This is a genomic window from Saccharothrix sp. AJ9571, assembly GCF_021725495.1.
In the GTDB taxonomy this organism is placed as follows: Bacteria; Actinomycetota; Actinomycetes; order Mycobacteriales; family Pseudonocardiaceae; genus Amycolatopsis; species Amycolatopsis magusensis.
Map to the genome: position 1 here is coordinate 1,492,135 of NZ_CP091382.1, position 21,351 is coordinate 1,513,485.

Annotated in this window: 21 protein-coding genes; 18 read left to right on the plus strand and 3 right to left on the minus strand. The window is 70.4% G+C overall.

Features of this window, described 5'->3' with window-relative positions:
- Window positions 1-8: 8 nt before the first annotated feature.
- The 3 genes from L3Q67_RS06080 (at window position 9) to L3Q67_RS06090 (ending at window position 2,948) form a co-directional block, all read left to right on the plus strand.
- Window positions 9-227: an acyl-CoA carboxylase subunit epsilon gene (locus L3Q67_RS06080; RefSeq protein ID WP_499188602.1), complete on the plus strand. Its 219-nt coding sequence runs from the start codon at window positions 9-11 to the stop codon at window positions 225-227.
- A gap of 584 nt (window positions 228-811) precedes the next feature.
- On the plus strand, window positions 812-1,402 hold the full coding sequence (locus tag L3Q67_RS06085) for a PadR family transcriptional regulator (RefSeq protein WP_499188603.1): 591 nt from the start codon (window positions 812-814) through the stop codon (window positions 1,400-1,402).
- A complete protein-coding gene (locus tag L3Q67_RS06090) occupies window positions 1,386-2,948 on the plus strand; it encodes an efflux MFS transporter permease (RefSeq protein WP_499188604.1) in 1,563 nt (520 codons plus the stop codon). Before L3Q67_RS06085 ends, L3Q67_RS06090 begins: the two co-directional genes overlap by 17 nt.
- 28 nt (window positions 2,949-2,976) lie before the next feature.
- On the opposite strand, the gene L3Q67_RS06095 is transcribed toward L3Q67_RS06090, so the two are convergent.
- Window positions 2,977-4,839 carry a glycoside hydrolase family 3 protein gene (locus L3Q67_RS06095; RefSeq protein ID WP_499188605.1) on the minus strand — a complete coding sequence of 621 codons (1,863 nt, stop codon included), beginning with the start codon at window positions 4,837-4,839 and terminating at the stop codon, window positions 2,977-2,979.
- A gap of 119 nt (window positions 4,840-4,958) precedes the next feature.
- Here L3Q67_RS06095 and L3Q67_RS06100 point away from each other — a divergent pair, with 119 nt between their 5' ends.
- Window positions 4,959-5,579, plus strand: coding sequence for a Maf family protein (locus tag L3Q67_RS06100; RefSeq protein WP_499188606.1), 621 nt, complete (start codon window positions 4,959-4,961; stop codon window positions 5,577-5,579).
- A 147-nt stretch (window positions 5,580-5,726) separates the two neighbouring features.
- Window positions 5,727-7,079, plus strand: a complete 1,353-nt coding sequence (locus L3Q67_RS06105) for a dicarboxylate/amino acid:cation symporter (RefSeq protein WP_499188607.1) — start codon at window positions 5,727-5,729, stop codon at window positions 7,077-7,079.
- Between the two features lie 7 nt (window positions 7,080-7,086).
- Here L3Q67_RS06105 and L3Q67_RS06110 read toward each other — a convergent pair whose 3' ends face one another.
- Complete coding sequence (locus tag L3Q67_RS06110) at window positions 7,087-7,803, minus strand: hypothetical protein (RefSeq protein WP_499188608.1); 717 nt, start codon at window positions 7,801-7,803, stop codon at window positions 7,087-7,089.
- Between the two features lie 101 nt (window positions 7,804-7,904).
- On the opposite strand from L3Q67_RS06110, the gene L3Q67_RS06115 reads away from it, so the two are divergent.
- The 12 genes from L3Q67_RS06115 (at window position 7,905) to L3Q67_RS06170 (ending at window position 18,522) form a co-directional block, all read left to right on the plus strand.
- Window positions 7,905-8,195 carry an SAV_915 family protein gene (locus tag L3Q67_RS06115; protein WP_395900327.1) on the plus strand — a complete coding sequence of 97 codons (291 nt, stop codon included), beginning with the start codon at window positions 7,905-7,907 and terminating at the stop codon, window positions 8,193-8,195.
- Window positions 8,196-8,308: 113 nt separating this feature from the next.
- A complete protein-coding gene (locus L3Q67_RS06120; protein WP_499188609.1) occupies window positions 8,309-9,466 on the plus strand; it encodes an acyl-CoA dehydrogenase family protein in 1,158 nt (385 codons plus the stop codon).
- Window positions 9,466-10,476: a translation initiation factor eIF-2B alpha/beta/delta subunit family protein gene (locus tag L3Q67_RS06125; RefSeq protein ID WP_499188610.1), complete on the plus strand. Its 1,011-nt coding sequence runs from the start codon at window positions 9,466-9,468 to the stop codon at window positions 10,474-10,476. Before L3Q67_RS06120 ends, L3Q67_RS06125 begins: the two co-directional genes overlap by 1 nt.
- The gene (gene mtnC / locus L3Q67_RS06130; protein WP_499188611.1) at window positions 10,473-11,192 is read left to right on the plus strand and encodes an acireductone synthase; all 720 of its coding nucleotides are present in this window, start codon (window positions 10,473-10,475) and stop codon (window positions 11,190-11,192) included. The genes L3Q67_RS06125 and mtnC overlap by 4 nt, the downstream gene beginning before the upstream one ends.
- Window positions 11,189-11,809, plus strand: coding sequence for a class II aldolase/adducin head domain-containing protein (gene mtnB, locus L3Q67_RS06135; protein ID WP_499188612.1), 621 nt, complete (start codon window positions 11,189-11,191; stop codon window positions 11,807-11,809). The genes mtnC and mtnB overlap by 4 nt, the downstream gene beginning before the upstream one ends.
- A 22-nt stretch (window positions 11,810-11,831) precedes the next feature.
- The gene (locus L3Q67_RS06140) at window positions 11,832-12,425 is read left to right on the plus strand and encodes a 1,2-dihydroxy-3-keto-5-methylthiopentene dioxygenase (protein WP_499188613.1); all 594 of its coding nucleotides are present in this window, start codon (window positions 11,832-11,834) and stop codon (window positions 12,423-12,425) included.
- Window positions 12,426-12,463: 38 nt separating this feature from the next.
- Window positions 12,464-14,260, plus strand: coding sequence for an acetyl/propionyl/methylcrotonyl-CoA carboxylase subunit alpha (locus tag L3Q67_RS06145; protein ID WP_499188614.1), 1,797 nt, complete (start codon window positions 12,464-12,466; stop codon window positions 14,258-14,260).
- Window positions 14,261-14,306: 46 nt separating this feature from the next.
- Window positions 14,307-14,690 carry a DUF1707 SHOCT-like domain-containing protein gene (locus L3Q67_RS06150; RefSeq protein WP_209671058.1) on the plus strand — a complete coding sequence of 128 codons (384 nt, stop codon included), beginning with the start codon at window positions 14,307-14,309 and terminating at the stop codon, window positions 14,688-14,690.
- Between the two features lie 108 nt (window positions 14,691-14,798).
- Window positions 14,799-16,031: a sensor histidine kinase gene (locus tag L3Q67_RS06155; RefSeq protein WP_499191444.1), complete on the plus strand. Its 1,233-nt coding sequence runs from the start codon at window positions 14,799-14,801 to the stop codon at window positions 16,029-16,031.
- Window positions 16,028-16,651, plus strand: coding sequence for a response regulator (locus L3Q67_RS06160; protein WP_209664202.1), 624 nt, complete (start codon window positions 16,028-16,030; stop codon window positions 16,649-16,651). Before L3Q67_RS06155 ends, L3Q67_RS06160 begins: the two co-directional genes overlap by 4 nt.
- A gap of 21 nt (window positions 16,652-16,672) precedes the next feature.
- Window positions 16,673-17,203 carry a GNAT family N-acetyltransferase gene (locus L3Q67_RS06165; RefSeq protein ID WP_499188615.1) on the plus strand — a complete coding sequence of 177 codons (531 nt, stop codon included), beginning with the start codon at window positions 16,673-16,675 and terminating at the stop codon, window positions 17,201-17,203.
- Window positions 17,200-18,522 carry a class I adenylate-forming enzyme family protein gene (locus L3Q67_RS06170; protein WP_499188616.1) on the plus strand — a complete coding sequence of 441 codons (1,323 nt, stop codon included), beginning with the start codon at window positions 17,200-17,202 and terminating at the stop codon, window positions 18,520-18,522. Before L3Q67_RS06165 ends, L3Q67_RS06170 begins: the two co-directional genes overlap by 4 nt.
- A 58-nt stretch (window positions 18,523-18,580) precedes the next feature.
- Here the strand turns inward: L3Q67_RS06170 and L3Q67_RS06175 are convergent, their stop codons facing one another.
- Window positions 18,581-20,347 (minus strand): glycerol-3-phosphate dehydrogenase/oxidase, encoded by a 1,767-nt coding sequence (locus tag L3Q67_RS06175; protein ID WP_499188617.1) that lies wholly within the window; start codon window positions 20,345-20,347, stop codon window positions 18,581-18,583.
- Between the two features lie 225 nt (window positions 20,348-20,572).
- Between L3Q67_RS06175 and L3Q67_RS06180 the strand changes: the two genes are divergently transcribed.
- Window positions 20,573-21,322, plus strand: a complete 750-nt coding sequence (locus tag L3Q67_RS06180; protein ID WP_499188618.1) for an MIP/aquaporin family protein — start codon at window positions 20,573-20,575, stop codon at window positions 21,320-21,322.
- The last annotated feature ends 29 nt before the right edge of the window (window positions 21,323-21,351 follow it).

The window sequence follows — 21,351 nt, forward strand, 5'->3', positions numbered from 1 at the left end:
GGTAACGCATGTCCGAGAACCGTCCCCTGCTGCGCGTGGTGCGTGGCACCCCGGAAGACGACGAACTGGCCGCACTGGCCGCCGTGATCGCCGCCGCAGCTTCTGCGGGCGAAAGCAGCCCGGCACCGGAACCGCGCAAGTCACGATGGGCGGACCGCGCCGGCGCCCTGCGGCAACCGCTGCAACCGGGCCCAGGCGCCTGGCGCACCTCCTCCCTGCCGCGCTGACCCCCCTGCCGATGTCACGAATGTGGCTTTCGAGACGTCCCGCGTCCCGAACGCCACATTCGTGACACTCGCCCCCCGACGCCCGGCGTCCCCACACTCGCGCATCCGAACCCCACACTCGCGCAGCCGAGTCCCACACTCAGGCAGCCGAACCCCACACTCGCGCAGCCGAGTTCCACCTTCAGGCGGCCGAACCCCACACTCGCGCAGCTGAACCCCACACTCGTGCAGCCGAGTTCCACGTTCAGGCGGCCGAACCCCACACTCGAGGCCTCAGGCCACCCACTTGGAGAGGCCCACCCATAGCCGTGAAGGTCGCTTCGAGGCGGCGGAGTGGGCCCCCCGAAGCCACATTCGTGTCCAGTGGCTCCAGGCCGGATACGGCGAGTGTGGAACTCAGCTGCGGGAGTGTGGAACTCGGCTTCCTGAAGGTGGAACTCGGCTTCCTGAGTGTGGGACTCGGTTGCGGGAACGTGGGGCTCGGCCGGGGTTCAGCCTGTCCGGAATGTCGTGGTCGACAGGGGGGCGCCGGTCCTCATATAGTCCGCGCGGAATAAACGGAGCGGACTAGGGGGCCCAGGCGGATGAAGCTCACCCCACTGGCTGTAGCGGTGTTGTCGTTGTTGCACGAGCAGCCGATGCACCCCTACGAGATGGCCCAGCTCATGCGCGAGCGCTTCACCGATCACCACGTGAAGGTGAAGGCCGGTTCGCTCTACCACACCGTCGATCGGCTGGCGGAGAACCGGTTCATCGAGGTCGTCGGCACGCAGCGCGACGGCAAGCGCCCCGAGCGCACCGTCTACGCGATCACCCAGGACGGCCGCGACGCGGTGCTCGAGCGTGCCCGCGTCATGCTCAGCACCCCGGCCGAGGAGTACCCCGAGTTCGGCAACGGCCTAGCCCTCATCGACGAGCTCGGCCGCGACGAGGCCATCGCCGAGCTGGAGCGCCGCGAGTTGCGCCTGGCCACCGGCGTCGCCGCGGATGAGGTGATTCTGGCCAAGCTCCGCGACCGGCGGCTCCCCACCGTGCACACGCTCCACTGGCGCTACTCGACCGCCCGCCGCGCCTTCGACCTGCGGTTCACGCGCGAGCTGATCGACGACCTCAAGCACGACCGCATCACCTGGCCCCCACCCACCGAGGACGGTTCCGATGACCAGACCGGCTAACCCCTGGGCCGCGCTGGTCGCGCTGTGCCTCGGCTTCTTCATGATCCTGCTCGACACCACGATCGTGTCGATCGCCATCCCGTCGATGATCACCGGACTGCGCGCCGACCTGAACTCGGTGGTCTGGGTGACCAGCGTCTACCTGCTCACCTACGCGGTGCCGATGCTGCTCTCGGGCAGGCTCGGCGACCGGTTCGGCCCCAAACGGGTGTACCTGACCGGTCTGGTGCTTTTCACCGCCGCCTCGGTGTGGTGCGGGCTGAGCGGGACCATCACCGTGCTGATCGTGGCGCGGGCGCTGCAGGGCGTCGGCGCGGCACTGATGACCCCGCAGACGCTGGCCTTCATCACCCACCTGTTCCCGCCAGCCCGCCGCGGTGCGGCGATGGGCTTCTGGGGCGCGGTCGCCGGGATCGCCACGATCTCCGGGCCGCTGCTCGGCGGGGTGCTGGTGGACCACCTCGGCTGGGAGTGGATCTTCTTCGTCAACCTGCCCGTCGGCGTGATCGCGCTGGTGGCCGCGCTGGTGCTGGTGCCGGACTGGCAGCCGCGGCACTCGCACTCCTTCGACCTGCCCGGAATCCTGCTGTCCGCAGCCGGGCTGACGCTGGTGGTCTTCGGCCTGCAGAACGGCGAGCACTACGACTGGGGCCGCGTCTTCGGCCCGATCACCGTCTTCGAGATCATCGGCGCCGGTGTGCTCTGCCTGATCGCGTTCGTGGTGTGGCAGCGGCGCAACCGGAAGGAACCGCTGATGCCGCTGCGGTTGTTCCGGAACCGGGACTTCTCCGCGGGCACCTTCGTCTCGATCACCGTCGGCTTCGCGATGACCTCGGTCTTCATCCCGCTGGTCATCTACCTGCAGGGCGGGCTCGGGCTCACCCCCACCGAAGCCGCGCTGGTGACCATTCCGATGTGCCTGACGCAGGGCATCGTGGCGCCGCTGGCCGGGAAGCTGTCGGACCGGTTCGACGCGCGGTACGTGCTGGCCGCCGGGCTTGCCGCGCTGGCGGGCGGGCTGGTCCTGCTGTCCACGCAGGCGGACGCGGGCGCCAGTCCGTGGGCGCTGATGCCGGCGTTGTTCCTGTGCGGCCTGGGCATCGGCTCGCTGTTCCCGCCGATGAGCACGCTGACCATGGGATCCGTCGAGCGCGAGCTGACCGGTTCGGCGTCGGGTGTCTACAACACCGCGCGGCAGGTCGGCGGGGTGCTGGGCAGCGCCGGGGTGGGCCTGCTGCTGCAGATCCGGATCACCTCGGTGATCACCGAATCGGCGACCGCGGCGGCCCAGTCCCTGCCCGAGGCGGACCGGGCTCCGTTCATCCGGTCGCTCACCGACGCCGCGGGCAGCGGCAGCGAGTTCGGCCCGCCAGCGGCGGCCACCGGCCGGTTCGGCGAGCTGAGTGCCGAGATCGTCCACAACGGACTGGTCGCCGCCGCCAAGAGCGCGCTGCTCCTGCCCGCGGTGATCCTGCTCTTCGGCATCGCCGCCACGTTCGCCATGCGCCCCGCCCGCCAGAAGGTCGTGGGTGCGAAGGGCCGCTAGAACCCCGCGCACCCACGACCTCGGTGGGCTACTTCTTGTAGGTCAGGCCGTAGCCGTACGGGAACAGGGCCTTCTTGCCGTCGCCGACGTTGATCGGCAGCTGGCTGAAGTCCTGCGCCCAGCTGAAGGTCAGCTTGCCACTCGGCTTGTGGTCACCGAAGAGCACGTCGGCCACGCCGGCGCCTTCGGTGCCCGGCAGCCAAGCCGCCAGCAGCGCGTTCCAGCCCGGCAGCTCCGAGGTGATGTCCAGCGGGCGGCCGGACACGGTCACCACGACCACCGGCACGCCGGTCGCCTTCAGCTTGGCGATGGTCGCCAGGTCCTCGGCGTCCAGCTTCAGGCCGTTGGGCCGGTCGCCTTCGCCCTCGGCGTACGGCGTCTCACCGACCACCGCGACCGCCACGTCGTAGCTCTTGTCGGCCCCGTCGCCTTCGCGGTCGTAGGTCACCTGGGTGTTCGCGCCGCCGACCTGCTGGATGCCCTGCAGGATCGTGGTGCCCGTGGTGATCGGGCCGCTGCTGCCCTGCCAGGTGATGGTCCAGCCACCGGACTGGTTGCCGATGTCGTCGGCGTTCTTGCCTGCGACGAAGACCTTGCTGCCCTTCTTGATCGGCAGCGCGCCCTCGTTCTTCAGCAGCACCTGCGACTTCTTGACCGCTTCACGCGCCACCGCGCGGTGCTCGGCGCCACCGAAGTCCTTCTGCAGCGACCGGTCCGCGAACGGCTTCTCGAACAGTCCCGACTCGAACTTCTTGGTCAGGATGCGGCGGTTCGCGTCGTCGATGCGGGACCCGGCCACCCGGCCTTCGTCGACCTCGGTGCGCAGCAGCGAGATGAACTTCGGCGCGTCGTAGGGCTCCATGAACAGGTCGATGCCCGCGTTGACCGACTCCCGCACCTCGTCCGCGGTGAGGTCGTCGTTGTTGCCGTTGAGCTGGTGGACGCCGTTCCAGTCGGACACGACCAGCCCGGAGAACCGCAGTTCCTTCTTCAGCACGTCGGTGATCAGGTACTTGTGCCCGTGGGCCTTCTGGCCGTTCCACGAGGAGAAGCTGATCATCACCGAGCCGGCCCCGCGCTGGATCGCCTCCTTGAACGGCGGCAGGTGGATCTTGCGCAGTTCGCCTTCGCTGATCTCGGTGTCGCCCTGGTCGTCACCGGCGGTGGTGCCGCCGTCGCCGACGTAGTGCTTGGCCGTGGCCAGCACCGAGCCCTTCGACTTCAGCGACCGGCCCTGCAGGCCGTTGACGATGGTCGCGTTGTCGATGGCGTCCTTCGGGGTCTCGCCGAACGACTCGTACGCGCGGCCCCAGCGGTCGTCGCGGGAGACGCACAGGCAGGGGGCGAAGTCCCAGGTCGGGCCGGTCGCCCGCACCTCGGACGCGGTGACCTTCCCGATCTTCTCGACCAGTTTCGGGTCGTGGGCGGCGCCGAGGCCGACGTTGTGCGGGAAGATCGTCGCGCCGTAGACGTTGTTGTGCCCGTGGACCGCGTCGACGCCGTAGAGGGTCGGGATGCCGAGCGGGGTGGCCAGCGCGGCCTTCTGGTACGAGTCGTACATGTCGGCCCAGGCGGCCGGGGTGTTCGGCGTCGGCACCGAGCCGCCGCCGGACAGGATCGAGCCCAGCCGCAGGTCGGCGGCCTGCTGCGGGGTGGCCGCCTGCCGCTCGGCCTGGACCATCTGGCCGATCTTGTCGTCCAGCGTCATGCGGTTCATCAGGTCGTGCACCCGCAGCTGCGTCGGCAGGTACGGGTTCTTGTACAGCGGCCAGAACGAGTCGGGTGCGGCGGACGCGGTGACCGGGGTCAGCACGGCGCCGGTCAGCAGCAGGCCGCTGACCAGTACACCCGCCAGTCGAGAGGGTCTACCGGCGCGGGGACGAAGGGACATCGGTGTCCTCCGGGGAGCAGTTTCGGGCATATGTTGCGCGCGACAACAAAGTAGACCGTGACCTGGCACACAGGCGTCACAATTCGATAACGGCGCCTGGTCGGTTAACCTTTCGCCTCGTGCGCTTTGTTCTCGCTTCCGCTTCCCCAGCCCGTCTCGCGGTACTCCGGGCCGCCGGTATCGACGCCAGCGTCGTCGTCTCCGGCGTCGACGAGGACGCCGTCGCCGCCTCGCTGACCGACCCCTCTCCCAGCGAACTCGTGGTGGCCCTCGCCAAGGCGAAGGCGTCGGTGGTGGCGGAGGAGATCGCCACCACGCACGCCGACGCGGTGGTCGTCGGCTGCGACTCGATGCTGTCCATCGGCGGCGAGATGGTCGGCAAGCCGGGCAAGCCGGAGGTCGCCAGGAAGCGCTGGGCGGTGATGGCGGGCGGCTCCGGCGAGTTGCTCACCGGGCACGCGGTGATCCGCTTGCGCAACGGCGAGCGCGTCGCCGAGGCGGCTGGTTCCCGCGGCACCAAGGTTCACTTCGCCAGTCCGTCCGAAGAGGAACTGGAGCGCTACATCGCCACGGGCGAACCGCTTTCCGTCGCCGGAGCGTTCACTTTGGACGGTCTGGGCGGCTGGTTCGTCGAGGCCGTGGAAGGCGACCCGTCCAGCGTGATCGGCATCAGCCTCCCGCTGACCAGGAACCTGCTGGCCGAGGTCGGCGTGCGGGTCACCGACCTCTGGCGCGAGTAGTTCCCAGATCCTGAGAGCCGCCCCACACGAACGGGCGTTGCGGAAGAGTCCTGGACCGCGGAGCGTTGTCCACGCTCGGCAGTCACGAAACTCTGTTGTCTGCTCGGGGGACGGCCCCCGAACGACCTGACGCACCGGAGCGAGCCCGTGTCTTTCGTACGGACCTACAACAAGCCGTCGGTGTTCGCCGGAGCCGTGCTCGGCGGACTCGTCCTCGGCGTTTTGCTCGGCGTGCTGGCCAGGACCACCGAAACCCGGTGGCTGACCGACACCCTCGACCAGATCGGCAGCGTTTTCACCACCCTGCTGCAGATCGCGGTGATCCCGCTGGTGTTCACCGCCATCGTGGTGGGCATCAGCAGCCTGCGGAACCTCGGCGGCGGCAAGACCGCGGCCCGGCTCGGCGGCAAGACGGTGCTCTGGTTCGCCATCACCTCGTTCATCGCGGTGCTGATCGGCATCGCGGTCGGCAAGATCGTCAACCCCGGCAGCGGCGGGTTCGCCGCGGAGGCCACCGCGAAGAACACCGAGCGCGCGGCCAACGCGACCGGCGGCTCGTGGACCGCGTTCGTCGAAGGCCTGCTGCCGCAGAACTTCTTCTCCGCCTTCGCCGAGGGCGAGACGCTGCAGGTGCTGTTCCTGGCCATCGTGTTCGGCGCCGCCGCGTACAGCCTCGGTGACCGCGCCAAGCCGTTCGTGGACCTGACCACCAGCGTGTTCGAGATCGTGCAGCGCTACCTCGGCTGGATCGTCCGGCTCGCGCCGCTCGGCGTGCTCGGCCTGATCGGCGCGGCGGTGGCCAACTACGGCGACGCGCTGCTCGGCCCGCTCGCCTGGCTCACCGGCGCGGTGTGGATCGGCGCCGGACTGGTGCTCTTCGTGGTCTACCCGATCCTGCTGCACTTCGTGGCGAAGGTCTCGCCAGCCAAGTTCTTCGGCAAGGCGTGGACGGCCATCCAGTTCGCCTTCGTCTCGCAGTCCTCGGCCGCGACCCTGCCGCTGACCCGCCAGTCCGCGGTGAACCTCGGCGTCAACCCCGGGTACGCCAGCTTCGCCACCCCGCTGGCCAGCGCGACCAAGATGGACGGTTGCGCGGCGGTGTTCCCGGCCATCGGCGCGATCTTCATCGCGAACATCTCCGGGGTCCAGCTGAGCGTGTGGCAGTACGTCGGCATCGTGTTCGTGGCGATCTTCGGCGCGCTGGCCACCGCGGGGACCACCGGCTGGCTGACCGCGCTGACCCTGACCACCGGCCTGATCGGGCTGGCCCCGCAGCAGGTGGCGCTGGGCCTCGCGCTGATCTACTCGGTGAACCCGATCATGGACATGGCGCGCACGGCGACCAACGTGGCCGGGCAGATCGTGGTGCCGACCATCGTCGCCCGCGGCGAAGGCCTGCTCGACGACGAGGTGCTCAACACCCCGAGCACGCCGCCGCTGCTCACCGACACCGGCGATTCCCCCACCCGCCGGCACACCCCGGAACCCGCGCCCGCCTGATCGGCGGTCACGAGGCCGGGCAGGGACGCAGGTCGGCGGGGCCGAGCCGGACGTCCGGCCAGCCCCGCAGCTGGGACGGCGCCGAGTACCGCTTGGTGCAGCCCGCCTGCTTCCCGCTCAGCTCGAACACCTCGGCCAGCACCGGCCCGCGCGGGCACCCCGGCGCGGCCGGTGCCGCCGAGGCGCATTCGTGCCGCACCACCACGACCTCCGGCGCCGGGTCGCCGACCACCTGCGCCAGCAGCACGCGGCCCGCGTCGGAGAAGTACAGCCGATCCGACTGGCGCCAGGTGTCCCCCGGCGCGACCAGCAGTTCGGCGAGCACCCCGCCCTGGTAGTCGCCCTGGACCAGGCAGGCGGCCAGTTCGGCGTCCACGCACTGCAGCGAGTCCTGCCCGACCGCCACCTCCATCGGCGCCAGCGCGCTCTCCAGCACGAAGTCCGAGCCCAGCCCGCCGAACCGCACGTGGGCGGCCCCGCCTTCGGGGTCGGCGAGCAACTCGGCCGTGGTGCCCTTGACCGGCTGGCGGACGAGCACCTGGCACGCCTGCGGCCCGCATTCCGAAGCCACGCCCGCCGTGGACGACTCCCCACCGGCACCCGGCGCGGCCACGTCCGGCGCGTCCGGGCGCAGCAGCACCGCCGTCACCAGCGCACCCGCGGTGACCAGCACCGCGAGCACCGCCGTGACCACGATCGACGGTGCCGGTTTCGGACCAGTCACGACCCCTCCTCTCCCCGCCTTCGCAGACTAGGACAACCCGCTCTCGACGGCTGGGAAGGCGGGAGTCGGCGTCGCTCCCCGTATCCGGATCTGCTCTAATCGTGACGGTGACCATGCTCAAGCAGACACAGGGATTCCCGCCCGCCGTGTACCTGCCGACCGGGCCCAGGTACGCGTCCGAAACCGAGGCGCTCGTCGAGTTGCGCCGCACCCCGGACGGCCGCACGGCCCTGCTCGCGTACTCCGCCCTCGACCGGCTGGTCAACTGCTGCGGCGACCAGCAGTCCTGGGTGCTGATGCGCACCGACAAGCTCGACAAGCTCCACGCGGCGCAACCGTTCGACGTGGCCTACCTCGACCTCGAGATCCCGGCCACTCACCGGATCGGGTGAGCCTGGATCTGAGCTGAAGTGGCACTTCCCACTACCCGGGAAGTGCCACTCCAGCAGCTCATTCCCGCTCTAGCCTGTGAACTCCCGGCAGTCGATCGAGATGGGGAGTGCCGATGAGTGACTGGCTCGCGGTGGCCGCGGAGGTCGCCGAGAAGCTGCGCGAGGACGCTGTCGCCCGGGAAGAGCGCGGCGCGGAGCCGCACGCCGAGATCGAACTGCTGCGGGAGTCCGGCCTGCTGCGCCTGCTCATCCCCGCCGAATCCGGCGGCGCGGGCGGTGACTGGGCGCTGGCACACCGGGTGATCCGCCGGATCGCCGCGGCGGACGGCTCGCTCGGGCACCTGCTCGGCTACCACTACTTCCAGCTCTGGCGCACCAGGCTCTTCGACAACCCGATCGCGGAACGGCTCGAACGCGACAGCGCGGCGGGCAACTGGTTCTGGGCGGGGGTCAGCAATCCCCGGGACGCGGCACTCGAACTGCGGCCCGCCGACGGCGGCTTCACCGTGCACGGCAAGAAGTTCTTCGCCACCGGCGCTTCGGTGGCCGACCACCTGATCGTCAGCGGCACCTCGGCCGACTCCGGCCGGAAGACCACCTTCACCCTGCCCGCGCGCACCGACGGCGTCCGGTTCCTCGGTGACTGGAACAACCTCGGGCAGCGCCTGTCGGCCAGTGGCGGTGTCGAATTCACCGGCGTCTTCGTGCCGGAAAGCGAAATCCTCGGTACGCAGCCCGCCGACGGGGACCCCGGGCAATGGCGGGATTCCCTGGCACCACTGGGCTTCCAGCTGTTGCTTGCCCAGGTTCAGGTGGGGATAGCCGGTGGCGCGCTGGCCGAAGGTGCCCGTTACACCACCGAAAGCTCGCGCGCCTGGCCACTGTCCGGTGTGGACAGAGCAGCCGAGGACCCGCACGTGCTGGCCGCGTACGGCACCCTGGCGTCCCGGCTGACCGCGGCGGAACTGCTGGTCGATGCCGCCGCCGCGGCCTTCGACGACGCCGCCCGCGAGATCGACGGGCACAAGCGCGGTGAGCTCGGCATTCTGCTGTCCAAGGCGAAGGTGGTGACCACCGAGGTGTCACTGGAGATCGCGAACCGGGTGTTCGAGCTGACCGGCGCCCGGGCCACCGGCGCCAAGTACGGCCTGGACCGCTTCTGGCGCAACGCCCGCACGCTGACCCTGCACGATCCGGTCGTCTACAAGGCCACCGAGGTGGGCAGGCACCTGCTCGACGGCGAGTTCCCGCCGATCACCGGGTACAGCTGATGGCCACCCCGATCCTGGCCGACAGCGTGCGCCTGGCCGACGACGGCGTGCACATCCTGGACCGGCGGGTGTTCCCGTTCGAACGGGTGTGGGTGCGCTGCCGCACGGTCGAGGAGGTGGCCGAGGCCATCGAGGACATGGTCACGCAGTCCTCCGGCCCGTACTTCGCCGCGCTCTGGGGCATGGTGCTCGCCGCGCGGTCGGCCGCGTCGCTGCCCCGGGACGAGGCACGGGCCGCGCTGAGGGCCGCCGGTGACCGGATCATCGCCAGCCGGTCGACGAACAACCACCTCGGCAAGGCCGTGCGGCTCGTCCTGTCCGAAGTGGACACCTCGGACGAGGACCTGGTGACGGCGGCGCTGAAGGGCGCGCGGGCGGGCGACGAGCTGTACCGCGCCCGTAGCCGTGCGCTCGGGGAGTACACAGTGGGCCTGCTACCGGACGGCGCCAGGGTGCTCACCCACTGCTGGGCCGACCTCTACCTGACCGAGACCGTCGCCGCGGCCCAGCGGCGCGGCAAGGAACTCAGCTTCTTCTGCACCGAAACCCGGCCGTACCTCCAGGGTGCCCGGCTGACCGCCGAAACGCTGGCCGAGATGGGCGTGCCGACCACCCTGGTCACCGACGGCATGGGTGCCTCACTGTTCAGCCAGGGCCTGGTGGACGCGCTGGTCACCGCGGCGGACCGGGTCAGCATGGACGGGCACGTGGTCAACAAGATCGGCACGCTCGGGCTGGCGGTGGCGGCGAAGGCGTTCGGTGTGCCGTTCCACGCCCAGGTGCAGGCACCCGACCTCGACGCGCCGACCGCCGCCGACGTGCCCATCGAATACCGCGACGGCGATGACGTGCTGCACACGCTCGGGCGGCGGACCGCGAGCACCCGGGTGCGCGGGCTGTACCCGGCCTTCGACGTCACCCCGCCCGAATTCGTCACGACAGTGGTCACCGACCGTGGTGCACTGGCCCCGGCACGACTGCACGACTACTACGAGCAAGGAGACCCGTGAGCGAGCGCCTCACCACCCGCTGGGTGGTCCTCGACATCGAAGGCACGCTGACCCCGACCAGCCAGGTCCACGTGGTGCTCTACGACTACGCCCGCCCGCGGCTGGGCCCGTGGATCGACGAGCACCCCGAGGACCCGCGGGTGACCGAGGCGGCCGACGCCGTGCGCGCCGAAGGCGGACTGGCCGCCGACGCCGGTACCGGGGAAATCGTCCGCGTACTGCATTCCTGGATGGACGCGGACAAGAAAGCCGCACCACTCAAAACGCTGCAGGGCCTGATCTGGGAACAGGGTTACGCCCGCGGGGAATTGACCTCGGAATACTTTCCCGACGTGGTTCCGGCGCTCGAATCGTGGCGCTCGAGCGGCCTTTCACTGGCCGTGTTCTCCTCGGGTTCGGTGGCCGGGCAGATCGCTTCCTTCTCGAACACCACCGAAGGCGACCTGCGCCCGTTCTTCCGCCACCACTTCGACACGGTGAACGCGGGCCCGAAACGCGAAGCCGCGTCCTACCACGCCATCGCGCACGGGCTGGGCGACCCGCTGCCGTCGGAGATCCTGTTCCTTTCCGACGTCCCGGCGGAACTGGACGCGGCGAAAACCGCGGGCTGGCAGGTCGTCGGCCTGGCGCGGCCCGGCGAGCCGTTCGCCGCGGCCGACTTCGGTCTGCATCGGACGGTCGCCTCGTTCGCCGAACTGGAAATCCGGCCCCAATGAGCCCGCTGGAGCTGGCCGGGCGCGCGCTCGCCGCCGAATCCGCCCGCTACGAGGCGATGGGCTGGATGCGCGGCACTTCGGGCAACCTGTCGGTCACCCTCGCCCGCGATCCGCTGCGCTTGGCGGTCACCGCCAGTGGGCTGGACAAGGGCAAGCTGACCGCACAAGACGTGGTCGAGGTCGACGGCCGCGGCCAGGCCGTCCCCGGGCAGGCACAGGCACCCTCCGCCGAGGCCGGGCTGCACGCGCGGATCGCCGAGGTGGCCGAGGCGGGTGCCGTGGTGCACGTCCACGCGATGGCGCCGGTGCTGGCGGCCGAGTTCTGGCCGGACGGCGTCGAACTGCGTGACCTGGAGATGCTCAAGGGTTTCGGCCGCCGGGCCCACGACGACCTGGTGACCGTGCCGGTGGTGCCGAACAGCCAGGACATGGACGTGCTCGGCGACGCCTTCGAGGCCGGGTTCCGCGCCGACACCCCGGCGCTGATCGTCGCGCGCCACGGCATCTACGTCTGGGGCGACGACCTCGCGCACGCACGCGGGCGCATCGAGTGCCTCGAATGGCTTCTTCGCTTCAGGACCCGCTTGTACCGTGCATTCGAGGGGTCTCCCCAGTGACAACAGGTGAAAGGTGGCCATCATGACCCTGCTGACCGTCTGGGCGGAGGACGACCCCGCCGGTGTGCTCCGGCGCACGCGGGACGCCGGGGAGATCAAGGCCGTCCTGGGCGAGCTGGGCGTCAGGTTCGAGCGGTGGCCGGTCCGGGACCTGCCCGCGCGGCCGACCGAGGAACAGGTGCTCGACGCCTACCGCGCCGAGGTCGACGAGGTCATCCGCACCGAGGGCTACACCTTCGTCGACGTCAAGCAGCTCACCCCGGACGACCCCGGCGCGGCGCAGGCGCGGGCGAAGTTCCTCAGCGAGCACACCCACGACGACGACGAGGACCGCTTCTTCGCGCGCGGCTCGGGGGTGTTCTACCTGCACGTGGACGGCAAGGTGCACGCGGTGCTGTGCGAAGCGGGCGATCTGCTCAGCGTGCCCGCCAGGACCACGCACTGGTTCGACATGGGCACCCGGCCGGATTACGTGTCCATTCGTTTCTTCCACGATACAGAGGGCTGGGTCGGGGATTTCCTGGAGAATTCCGTCGCGGATCGCTTCCCGCCGATGGACGAGCTGACCCGTGAGGGTGACTTGCCTCTCAAGACGAACTCGACGCCAAGTCCGTAAACTGCGGCGAAGCCGATAGCCACACATGGAGGTAGGGCGTGCCCGAAGCAGCCAGCGCGAGCCAGGGCGGACCGGTGACGAAGGTGCTGGTCGCCAACCGCGGGGAGATCGCGGTCCGGGTCATCCGAGCGGCCAAGGACGCCGGCATCGCCAGCGTCGCGGTCTACGCCGATCCCGATCGCGACGCCCCCCACGTGCGCCTCGCCGACGAAGCCTTCGCACTCGGCGGGACCACCGCCGCGGAGAGCTACCTCGTCATCGACAAGCTGCTCGACGTCGCCGCCCGTGCCGGCGCCGACTCGGTGCACCCCGGCTACGGCTTCCTCTCCGAGAACGCCGAGTTCGCCCAGGCCGTGCTGGACGCGGGCCTGACCTGGATCGGGCCGCGCCCGCAGGCCATCCGCGACCTCGGCGACAAGGTCACCGCGCGGCACATCGCGCTCAAGGCCGGTGCGCCGCTGGTGCCGGGCACCAAGGAGCCGGTGGCCGGTGCCGACGAGATCATCGCCTTCGCCGAGGAACACGGCCTGCCGGTGGCGATCAAGGCCGCCTTCGGTGGTGGTGGCCGCGGGCTGAAGGTGGCCAGGACCCTCGAAGAGATCCCCGAGCTGTTCGAGTCGGCCACCCGCGAGGCGGTGGCGGCGTTCGGCCGCGGCGAGTGCTTCGTGGAGCGCTACCTCGACAAGCCGCGTCACGTCGAGGCGCAGGTCCTCGCCGACCAGCACGGCAACGTGATCGTGGTCGGCACCCGCGACTGCTCGCTGCAGCGGCGGCACCAGAAGCTGGTCGAGGAGGCGCCCGCGCCCTTCCTGTCCGACGAGCAGCGCGCCACCATCCACAGCTCGGCCAAGGCCATCTGCGCCGAGGCCCAGTACTCCGGCGCCGGCACGGTCGAGTACCTCGTCGGCACCGACGGCACCATCTCCTTCCTGGAGGTGAACACCCGGCTGCAGGTCGAGCACCCGGTCTCCGAGGAGACCACCGGCATCGACCTGGTCCGCGAGCAGTTCGCCATCGCCCGCGGTGAGCGGCTGCGGTTCACCGAGGACCCCGAGCCGCGCGGGCACTCGATCGAGTTCCGCATCAACGGCGAGGACGCGGGCCGCAACTTCCTGCCCGCGCCGGGCACGGTGACCACCTGGGCCGCGCCGAGCGGGCCGGGCGTCCGGGTCGACTCCGGGGTGGAGTCCGGCAGCGTGATCGGCGGCCAGTTCGACTCGATGCTGGCGAAGCTGATCGTCACCGGTTCCGACCGCGAGAACGCGCTGGAGCGCAGCCGCCGCGCGCTGGACGAGCTGGTCGCCGAGGGCCTGGCCACGGTGATCCCGTTCCACCGCGCGATCGTGCGGGACCCGGCGTTCATCGGCGACGGCAAGCAGTTCCACGTGCACACCCGCTGGATCGAGACCGAGTTCGACAACCAGATCGAGCCGTTCACCTCGCCCGCCGAGGTCGACGAGGACGAGCAGCCGCGGCAGAACGTGGTGGTCGAGGTCGGCGGACGGCGGCTGGAGGTCAGCCTGCCCGGCAACCTGGCGCTCGGCGGTGGTGGCGGCGCCGGTCCGGTGGCGAAGGCCAAGCCGCGCAAGCGCAGCGGTGGCGGCAAGACCGCGGTCAGCGGCGACGCGGTGACCGCCCCCATGCAGGGCACCATCGTCAAGGTCGCCGTCGAAGAGGGCCAGCAGGTCGAGGCGGGTGAGCTGATCGTGGTGCTGGAAGCGATGAAGATGGAGAACCCGGTCACCGCGCACAAGTCGGGCACGGTCACCGGCCTGACCGCCGAGGTCGGCGCCGCGGTGTCGCAGGGCACCGCCCTCCTGGAAATCAAGGACTAAGGGGGCGCAGCCGTAGACTTCACTCATGGGTGACAACCCGGGTGAGATGCGGCTGAGCAACGCGGAGCGCCAGGAGGCGCTGGACGCGCTCGAGGAGCACGTCCGCACCGGCAGGCTCGACGTCGACGAGTACGCCGACCGCTCGGCCAAGGCCACCGTGGCCACCCGGCGCGGGGAGCTCGAACCGCTGTTCGCGGATCTCCCCGCGCCGCACCCGAGCGTGCTCAGCCGTGAGCTGTTCACCCCGTCGATCACCGGCCCTGCCCCGCGGCTCACCCCGGGGCAGGCGCTGGCCTCGAAGGCGGTGCCGATCGCCGCGGTCATCGCCCTGGTGCTGTTCTTCACCGTGGCCCGCGGCTTCTGGCCGGTGTTCCTGCTCCCCGCGGCCGCCGCCCTGCTGGCGGGCGGGTTCTCCCGTGGTCAGAGGTAGGGCATCCACCGATCGGTGGAGGAAGGATGGCTGGATCGCCGACCTTTCACCCAGTTTTCCGCTGCGATGATGAATCGCGGGAAACGGGAGGTGAGGGTGTTGGCCGGAGTGCTGCCCACCACGCTGGACCGCCGCGGCGAGCGCCGCGCGGGCTGCGTGTTCGCCGGGGTCAGCATGGCCGGGTTGGCGATCTCGTCGGTGTGGGACGCGCTCACCGCCGCCGACGCGACCGGTTCGCCCAGCACGGTCGTGCTGATCGCCGTGGCCGCGTTGTGGATGCCGCAGGTGATCTGGGTGTTCCCGCGCCGCTCCTCGAATCCGGCGCTGGTGGTCGCCTACTACCTGGGCTTCCTCGCGCTGGCCACCGCGCTGAGCACGCGCGGCGACGGGTTCGGCGTGTTCGCCTCGGTCGGTTACCCGCTGGCATTCGGCCTGCTCACGCCGAGGATGAGCTTCTTCGGCGTGGCGGCGACGGCGATCCTGCCGATGGTCGCGCGCGGTGGCACGGACGCGCCGACCTGGCTCACCCTGCTCTCGGTGGCCGCGCCCCTGCTCTACGCGGGCTGGGTGGTCGGTTCGGAGAGCGAGAAACACCGTCGCTCCAACTCCCAACTGGAGGAGGCCAACGCGAAGCTGGAGGCGGCACTGGAGGAGAACGCCGGCCTGCACGCCCAGTTGCTCAGCCAGGCCAGGGAAGCCGGCGTGCTCGACGAGCGCCAGCGCATGGCCGGCGAGATCCACGACACCATCGCCCAGGGCCTGGCGGGCATCATCACCCAGCTCCAGGCCGCCGAACGCAGCGGCACCGACCTCGAACGACGGCAGCGGCACCTGGCCAACGTGCACGCGCTGGCCAGGGAGAACCTGACCGAAGCACGGCGTTCGGTCCGCGCGCTGCGCCCGGAACGCCTCGCCGATTCACGCCTGCCCGACGCGATGGCCGAACTCGGCCGCACCTGGACCGACACCTCCGGGGTGCCGGTCCAGGTCGAGGTCACCGGTGATCCACGGCCCTTGCTGCCCGATCTGGAGGTCACCCTCTACCGCGTCGCGCAGGAAGCGCTGACCAACGCCGGGAAGCACGCGAAACCCAGCCGCGTGGCGATCACTCTGTCCTATGTGGATGGACTGGTGATGCTCGACGTGCGGGACGACGGCATCGGCTTCACCCCGGCGGCCAACGGCATGCCCGCGGCCTGCGAGGGCTTCGGGCTGTCCGGGATGCGCCAGCGCGTGCAGCGGGTCGCCGGCACGCTCGCCATCGAAAGCACCCCGGGGGAAGGCACCACGATCAACGCCCAGCTACCGGCCATCACCACGGCGAACGGAGAACCCTCATGATCAGGCTGCTGCTGGTCGACGACCACCCGATCGTCCGCGACGGCCTGCGGGGCGCGTTCGTCGGCGAAACCGACCTGGAGATCGCCGGTGAGGCCGCGGACGGCGCCGAGGCGCTGGTGCTGGCCGGGGCGCTGGCGCCGGACGTGGTGCTGATGGACCTGCGCATGCCGCGCATGGACGGCGTCGCCGCGATCCGCGAACTGCGCGAGGTCGCGCCGAACTCCAAAGTGCTGGTGCTGACCACGTTCGACTCGGAGTCCGACGTGCTGCCCGCGATAGAAGCCGGGGCCACCGGCTACCTGCTCAAGGACGCGCCCACCGCCGAACTGCTGCGCGCGGTGCGGGCCGCCGCCAAGGGCGAATCGGTGCTTTCCCCCGCGGTGGCGGTGAAACTGCTCGGCCAGATGCGTCAGCCCGCGCCGAAGAACACGCTGACCAAGCGCGAGATGGAGGTGCTCGAACTGGTCGCCGACGGCGCCACGAACCGGATGGCCGCGGCGAAGCTGTTCATCAGCGAGGCCAGCATCAAGACGCACCTGCTGCACATCTACGCCAAGCTCGAGGTCCGCGACCGCGCGGCGGCCGTCGGCGAGGCGTACCGGCGGGGATTGCTCAGCTGAACCGGCGGGTATCTTCGTCGCGTGGAACCGGTGGAGATCAACGCGGGCGCGTACTACCTGCGGCAGTTGCGCGCCGACGACCGGCTGGACGACCGCCCGACGCTGGTCGAAGCGTTCGAGGATCCGGTGCACCGCCGGTTCGTGCCGAACTACCGGCTGCAAACCCTCGAAGCCGCCGGGGAGTACGTGGCGCGGCGCGCGCGGGAGTGGGCCGAGGGCACCCGGTGTTCCTGGGCCATCGCCGAGCCGACCACCGGTGACCTGCTCGGTGAGGTCGGGCTGAAGCGGGTCGACCTGGAGGCGGGTACCGCGGAGGCGGCGATCTGGGTGCACCCGCGCGGGCGCGGGCAGGGCATCGGCACGCTGGCCGTCGGCGCGGCGCTGCGCTTCGGTTTCGGGGCGCTGGACCTGAAATCGGTCGAATACCGGCACGCCGAGACGAACAAGGCGTCGGAGAAGATCGCGCGGCGGTGCGGGTTCACGCTGATCGGTGCGGCCGTGGTGCCCACCGCCGGGGAGAAGGACCTGGTGTGGACCAAGGAAGCCGAGTGAGCTTCTTCCTCAGCCGCGTGCTCGAGGTCTTCGACGAGTACGCGGACCGGGTGGCTTTTCGTCATTCCTCTGTGGACTGGACCTACGCCGACGCCGGTCGCCGCCTGCGGCGCATGTATGCCGCGTTGCCCCCGCTGACCGGCAAGACGGTCGCGATCTCCGCGGGCAACCACCCCGACGCCGTCCTCGCCCAGCTCGCCGCGCAACTGCGTGGGGCACGGGTGCTGCTGATCGCCGCTTCCGCCGCGCCATCGGATCGCCGGTCCGCGCTCGACGCCGCCGGTGCCGTGCTGGTGGACCCCGCCGGGCTCGACGCGGAACCGGTGGAGATCACCGTGCCCGAGCGCGCCGAGACCGTGTTCACCTCGGGCGGCACCACCGGTGCGCCGAAGCTGATCCGGCACTCCGGCACCTACGAGGGCATGGTCCACGTCTTCCACCCCGATCCGGCGGGCCCGAACCGGATACTGGTGGTCGCGCCGGTTTCGCACCTGACCGGCAACGCCGCGGTGCTCGGCGCGCTGCTCTGCGGGGACACCGTGGTGCTGCACGAGGGTTTCGAGCCGGGCGCGGTGATCGAGGCGCTGACCGCCGACCGGATCACCCGGTTCAGCCTCACCCCGGCGCGGCTCGGTGCGCTGCTCGACCACCCCGCGCTCGCCGAAGCAGACCTCAGCTCGCTGCGCGCGGTCTCGTTCGGCGCCAGCCCGCTGCCGGTGCACCGGCTGGAGCAGGCGCTGGCGGTGTTCGGCCCGATCGTCGGCCAGGGCTACGGCTTGACCGAAGCGCCGATGATCGCCAGCATCACCGCCGCCGAGTACGAAGGGCACCCGGCCCGGCTCGCGTCGGTCGGCCGGATCGTGCCGGGCATGAGCGCCCGCATCGACGACCACGGCGAGGTGCTGGTGCAGGGACTGTCCTTGATGGACGGATATCTGCACGAGCCGTTCGAGGAAGACTGGCTGCGCACCGGCGACCTCGGCCACTTCGACGACGACGGCTACCTGTACCTGCACGGCCGCGCGGACGACGTGATCATCACCGGCGAACACGGCACCAAGGTGCACCCGGTGCGCGTCGAGAACGCCCTGCTCACCCACCCGCGCGTCCGCGAAGCAGCCGTCGTCGGCCGGTCCACTCCGGACGGTGCCGTGGTCCACGCGGTCGTGGTCCCCGATGGCACCGTCAGCGCCGACGACCTGCGAGCACACGTCCTCGCCGAACTCCACGGTTCGCACTTCGTCCCGGCGACCGTCGACTTCGCCGAGACCCTGCCACTAACCCACATCGGCAAACTGGACCGGAAGCGATTGCTATGAGTGGGGCATTACTAGCATTGAATGGTAGTAATGCCCCACTCATAGCATTGGGGCTGGCTCAGCTGACCGGTTCGGTGAGCTTCGAGCGGGCTTCCGGCGCGGCGTTCCGGCGTTCGTCGGCGGCTTCGTCGTTCGGCTGCGACTGCGAGTCCCGTTCGGCCTCGACCCGCGCGTTGTACACCTCGACCTCGCGCGCGGTCTCCGCCTCGCTCCAGCCGAGCACCTCGCCCATCAGCCGGGCCACCTGCCGCGCGCAGTCCACCCCGCGGTGCGGGTACTCGATCGAGATGCGCGTGCGCCGGGCGAGCACGTCTTCCAGGTGCAGCGCGCCCTCGTGGCTGACCGCGTACACCGCCTCCACCCCGAGGTAGTCGGGCGCGGCTTCCAGCGGTTTGAGCAGCTCAGGACGCCCTTCGCCGAGCGCGAGCACCTCGTGCACCAGCGAGCCGTAGCGGTCGAGCAGGTGCCGCACGCGGTACGGGTGCAGCCCGTGCTGCGCGGCCAGGTGATCCGCCTGGTTCACCAGCGCGTGGTAGCCGTCCGCGCCGAGCAGCGGCACCTTGTCGGTGATCGACGGCTGCGGGCGGCCCGGCAGGTCGACCGCCGCCGCGTCGACGGCGTCGGCGGCCATCACCCGGTAGGTGGTGTACTTGCCGCCGGCGATCGCGACCAGCCCCGGCGCCACCCGCGCGACGGCGTGCTCGCGCGACAGCTTCGAGGTCTCCTCGCTCTCGCCCGCCAGCAACGGCCGCAGCCCGGCGTAGACGCCCTCGATGTCGTCGTGCGTGAGCGGCGTCGCGAGCACGGTGTTGACGTGTTCGAGCAGGTAGTCGATGTCGTGCTTGGTGGCCGACGGGTGCGCGAGGTCCAGGTTCCAGTCGGTGTCGGTGGTGCCCACGATCCAGTGGTTGCGCCACGGGATGACGAACAACACGGACTTCTCGGTGCGCAGGATCATGCCCGATTCCGAGACGATCCGGTCACGCGGCACCACGATGTGCACGCCCTTGCTGGCGCGAACGCGGAACCGGCCGCGGCTGCCGGACAGGCGCTGCAGCTCGTCGGTCCACACACCGGTGCAGTTGATCACCGCGCTGGCCTGGATGTCGGTCTCGCGGCCGTCCTCCACATCGCGCACGCGCACGCCGGAGATCCGGTCGGCCTCACGCAGGAAGCGCACCACCTGGGTGGAGTTCCGGACCACGGCGCCGTAGTGCGCTGCCGTGCGCGCCACCGTCATGGTGTGGCGGGCGTCATCGGCCTGCGCGTCGTAGTAGCGGATGCCACCGATCAGCGCGTCCCGCTTGAGCGCGGGCACCATGCGCAGGGCACCAGCCCTGGACAGGTGCTTCTGGCCGGGCACCGACCGCGCGCCGCCCATGGTGTCGTACATGAACAGCCCGGCCGCGGTGTACGGCCGCTCCCAGACGCGCCTGGTCAGCGGGTACAGGAAACTCACCGGCTTCACCAGGTGCGGGGCGAGCCGCGTGAGCATCAGCTCGCGCTCGCGCAGCGCCTCGCGCACCAGGCCGAATTCCAGCTGTTCGAGGTAACGCAAACCGCCGTGGAACAGCTTGCTGGACCGGCTCGACGTCCCCGAGGCGAGATCCCTGGCCTCGACCAGCGCCACCCGCAGGCCCCGGGTCGCCGCGTCGAGCGCCACGCCCGCGCCGACCACGCCACCGCCGATGACGACCAGGTCGAAGCTTTCGCCGCCCAGCCGCCGCCATGAGTCCTCACGGGTCCGCGGCCCCAGTTCGGCCTGGCCCGCCCCGCGTGCAGAATCGGTCACCGCATCCTCCTCGACATGCTCGCCATCCAGCATGTCACGTCCCACGGCCCCCGCATCCCGGCGAGCGCCCCAGTGTGATTGACGAGTCTTTCGAGGCGGGCTCTCCGGCAATGACCGGACAGTGAAAATTTGCTGACGTTCGTGCCTGGAAGGTTCGACTACCAACTAGTAGCGTTCCCATGATCGTGGGTCGGCAACGGCGCCGTGGCACGCCGTGATCGACCCTGCGCGCGAAGTGTCCGTTGTGGAGGGACGAGAATGGCAGCTGGGGAAATCTTCATCTGGGAGCTGATCGGCACGGCGGTGCTGATCCTGCTCGGCAACGGGGTCGTGGCCAACCACGTCCTCCGCAAGAACAACGGGAACAACGCCGGTTTCCTGTTCGTGACCATCGGCTGGGCCTTCGCGGTGTTCACCGGTGCCAGCCTGGCCGCCCCGAGCGGCGCGCACCTCAACCCCGCGGTCACCCTCGGCCTCGCCATCGCGGGCAAGACCGAGTGGGCGAACGTGCCGATCTACTTCCTCGCGCAGATGCTCGGTGCGATCATCGGCGCGGTGCTCTGCTGGGCCACCTACAAACTGCAGTTCGACGACCACCCCGAGCCGGAGAACACGCTCGGCATCTTCGCCACCGCCCCGCAGATCCCGCACCGGGTGTGGAACCTGGTCACCGAGATCATCGGCACCTTCGTGCTGGTGGCCTGGATCCTGCTCAGCCCGGTGGTCAAGGCGGGCGAGGCCGGGGTGCCGGAATTCGGCAACTCGGCACTGGGCTACGCCGGCGTCGCCTTCGTGGTGCTGGTGATCGGCACCTCGCTCGGCGGCCCGACCGGCTACGCCATCAACCCGGCCCGCGACCTCGGCCCGCGCATCGCCTACGCCTTCCTGCTGCCGATCCGCAGCAAGGCCAACCCGAACTGGGGTTACTCCTGGGTCCCGGTGCTCGGCCCGCTGGTCGGCGGGGCGCTCGCGGCCCTACTGTTCCTCGTGCTGCCGACGCCCGCCTGACCAAGACCTCTGCTAGGGAGAGTTGAAGC

Excerpts from the sequence above, each read along its gene's own strand:
- L3Q67_RS06140 (WP_499188613.1), top strand. The coding sequence starts at position 11,832 with ATGACCCTGCTGACCGTCTGGGCGGAGGACGACCCCGCCGGTGTGCTC.
- L3Q67_RS06095 (WP_499188605.1), bottom strand. The coding sequence starts at position 4,839 with ATGTCCCTTCGTCCCCGCGCCGGTAGACCCTCTCGACTGGCGGGTGTA.
- L3Q67_RS06080 (WP_499188602.1), top strand. The coding sequence starts at position 9 with ATGTCCGAGAACCGTCCCCTGCTGCGCGTGGTGCGTGGCACCCCGGAA.
- L3Q67_RS06175 (WP_499188617.1), bottom strand. The coding sequence starts at position 20,347 with ATGCTGGATGGCGAGCATGTCGAGGAGGATGCGGTGACCGATTCTGCA.
- L3Q67_RS06180 (WP_499188618.1), top strand. The coding sequence starts at position 20,573 with ATGGCAGCTGGGGAAATCTTCATCTGGGAGCTGATCGGCACGGCGGTG.
- L3Q67_RS06150 (WP_209671058.1), top strand. The coding sequence starts at position 14,307 with ATGCGGCTGAGCAACGCGGAGCGCCAGGAGGCGCTGGACGCGCTCGAG.
- L3Q67_RS06090 (WP_499188604.1), top strand. The coding sequence starts at position 1,386 with ATGACCAGACCGGCTAACCCCTGGGCCGCGCTGGTCGCGCTGTGCCTC.
- L3Q67_RS06125 (WP_499188610.1), top strand. The coding sequence starts at position 9,466 with ATGGCCACCCCGATCCTGGCCGACAGCGTGCGCCTGGCCGACGACGGC.
- mtnB (WP_499188612.1), top strand. The coding sequence starts at position 11,189 with ATGAGCCCGCTGGAGCTGGCCGGGCGCGCGCTCGCCGCCGAATCCGCC.
- L3Q67_RS06160 (WP_209664202.1), top strand. The coding sequence starts at position 16,028 with ATGATCAGGCTGCTGCTGGTCGACGACCACCCGATCGTCCGCGACGGC.
- L3Q67_RS06085 (WP_499188603.1), top strand. The coding sequence starts at position 812 with ATGAAGCTCACCCCACTGGCTGTAGCGGTGTTGTCGTTGTTGCACGAG.
- L3Q67_RS06120 (WP_499188609.1), top strand. The coding sequence starts at position 8,309 with ATGAGTGACTGGCTCGCGGTGGCCGCGGAGGTCGCCGAGAAGCTGCGC.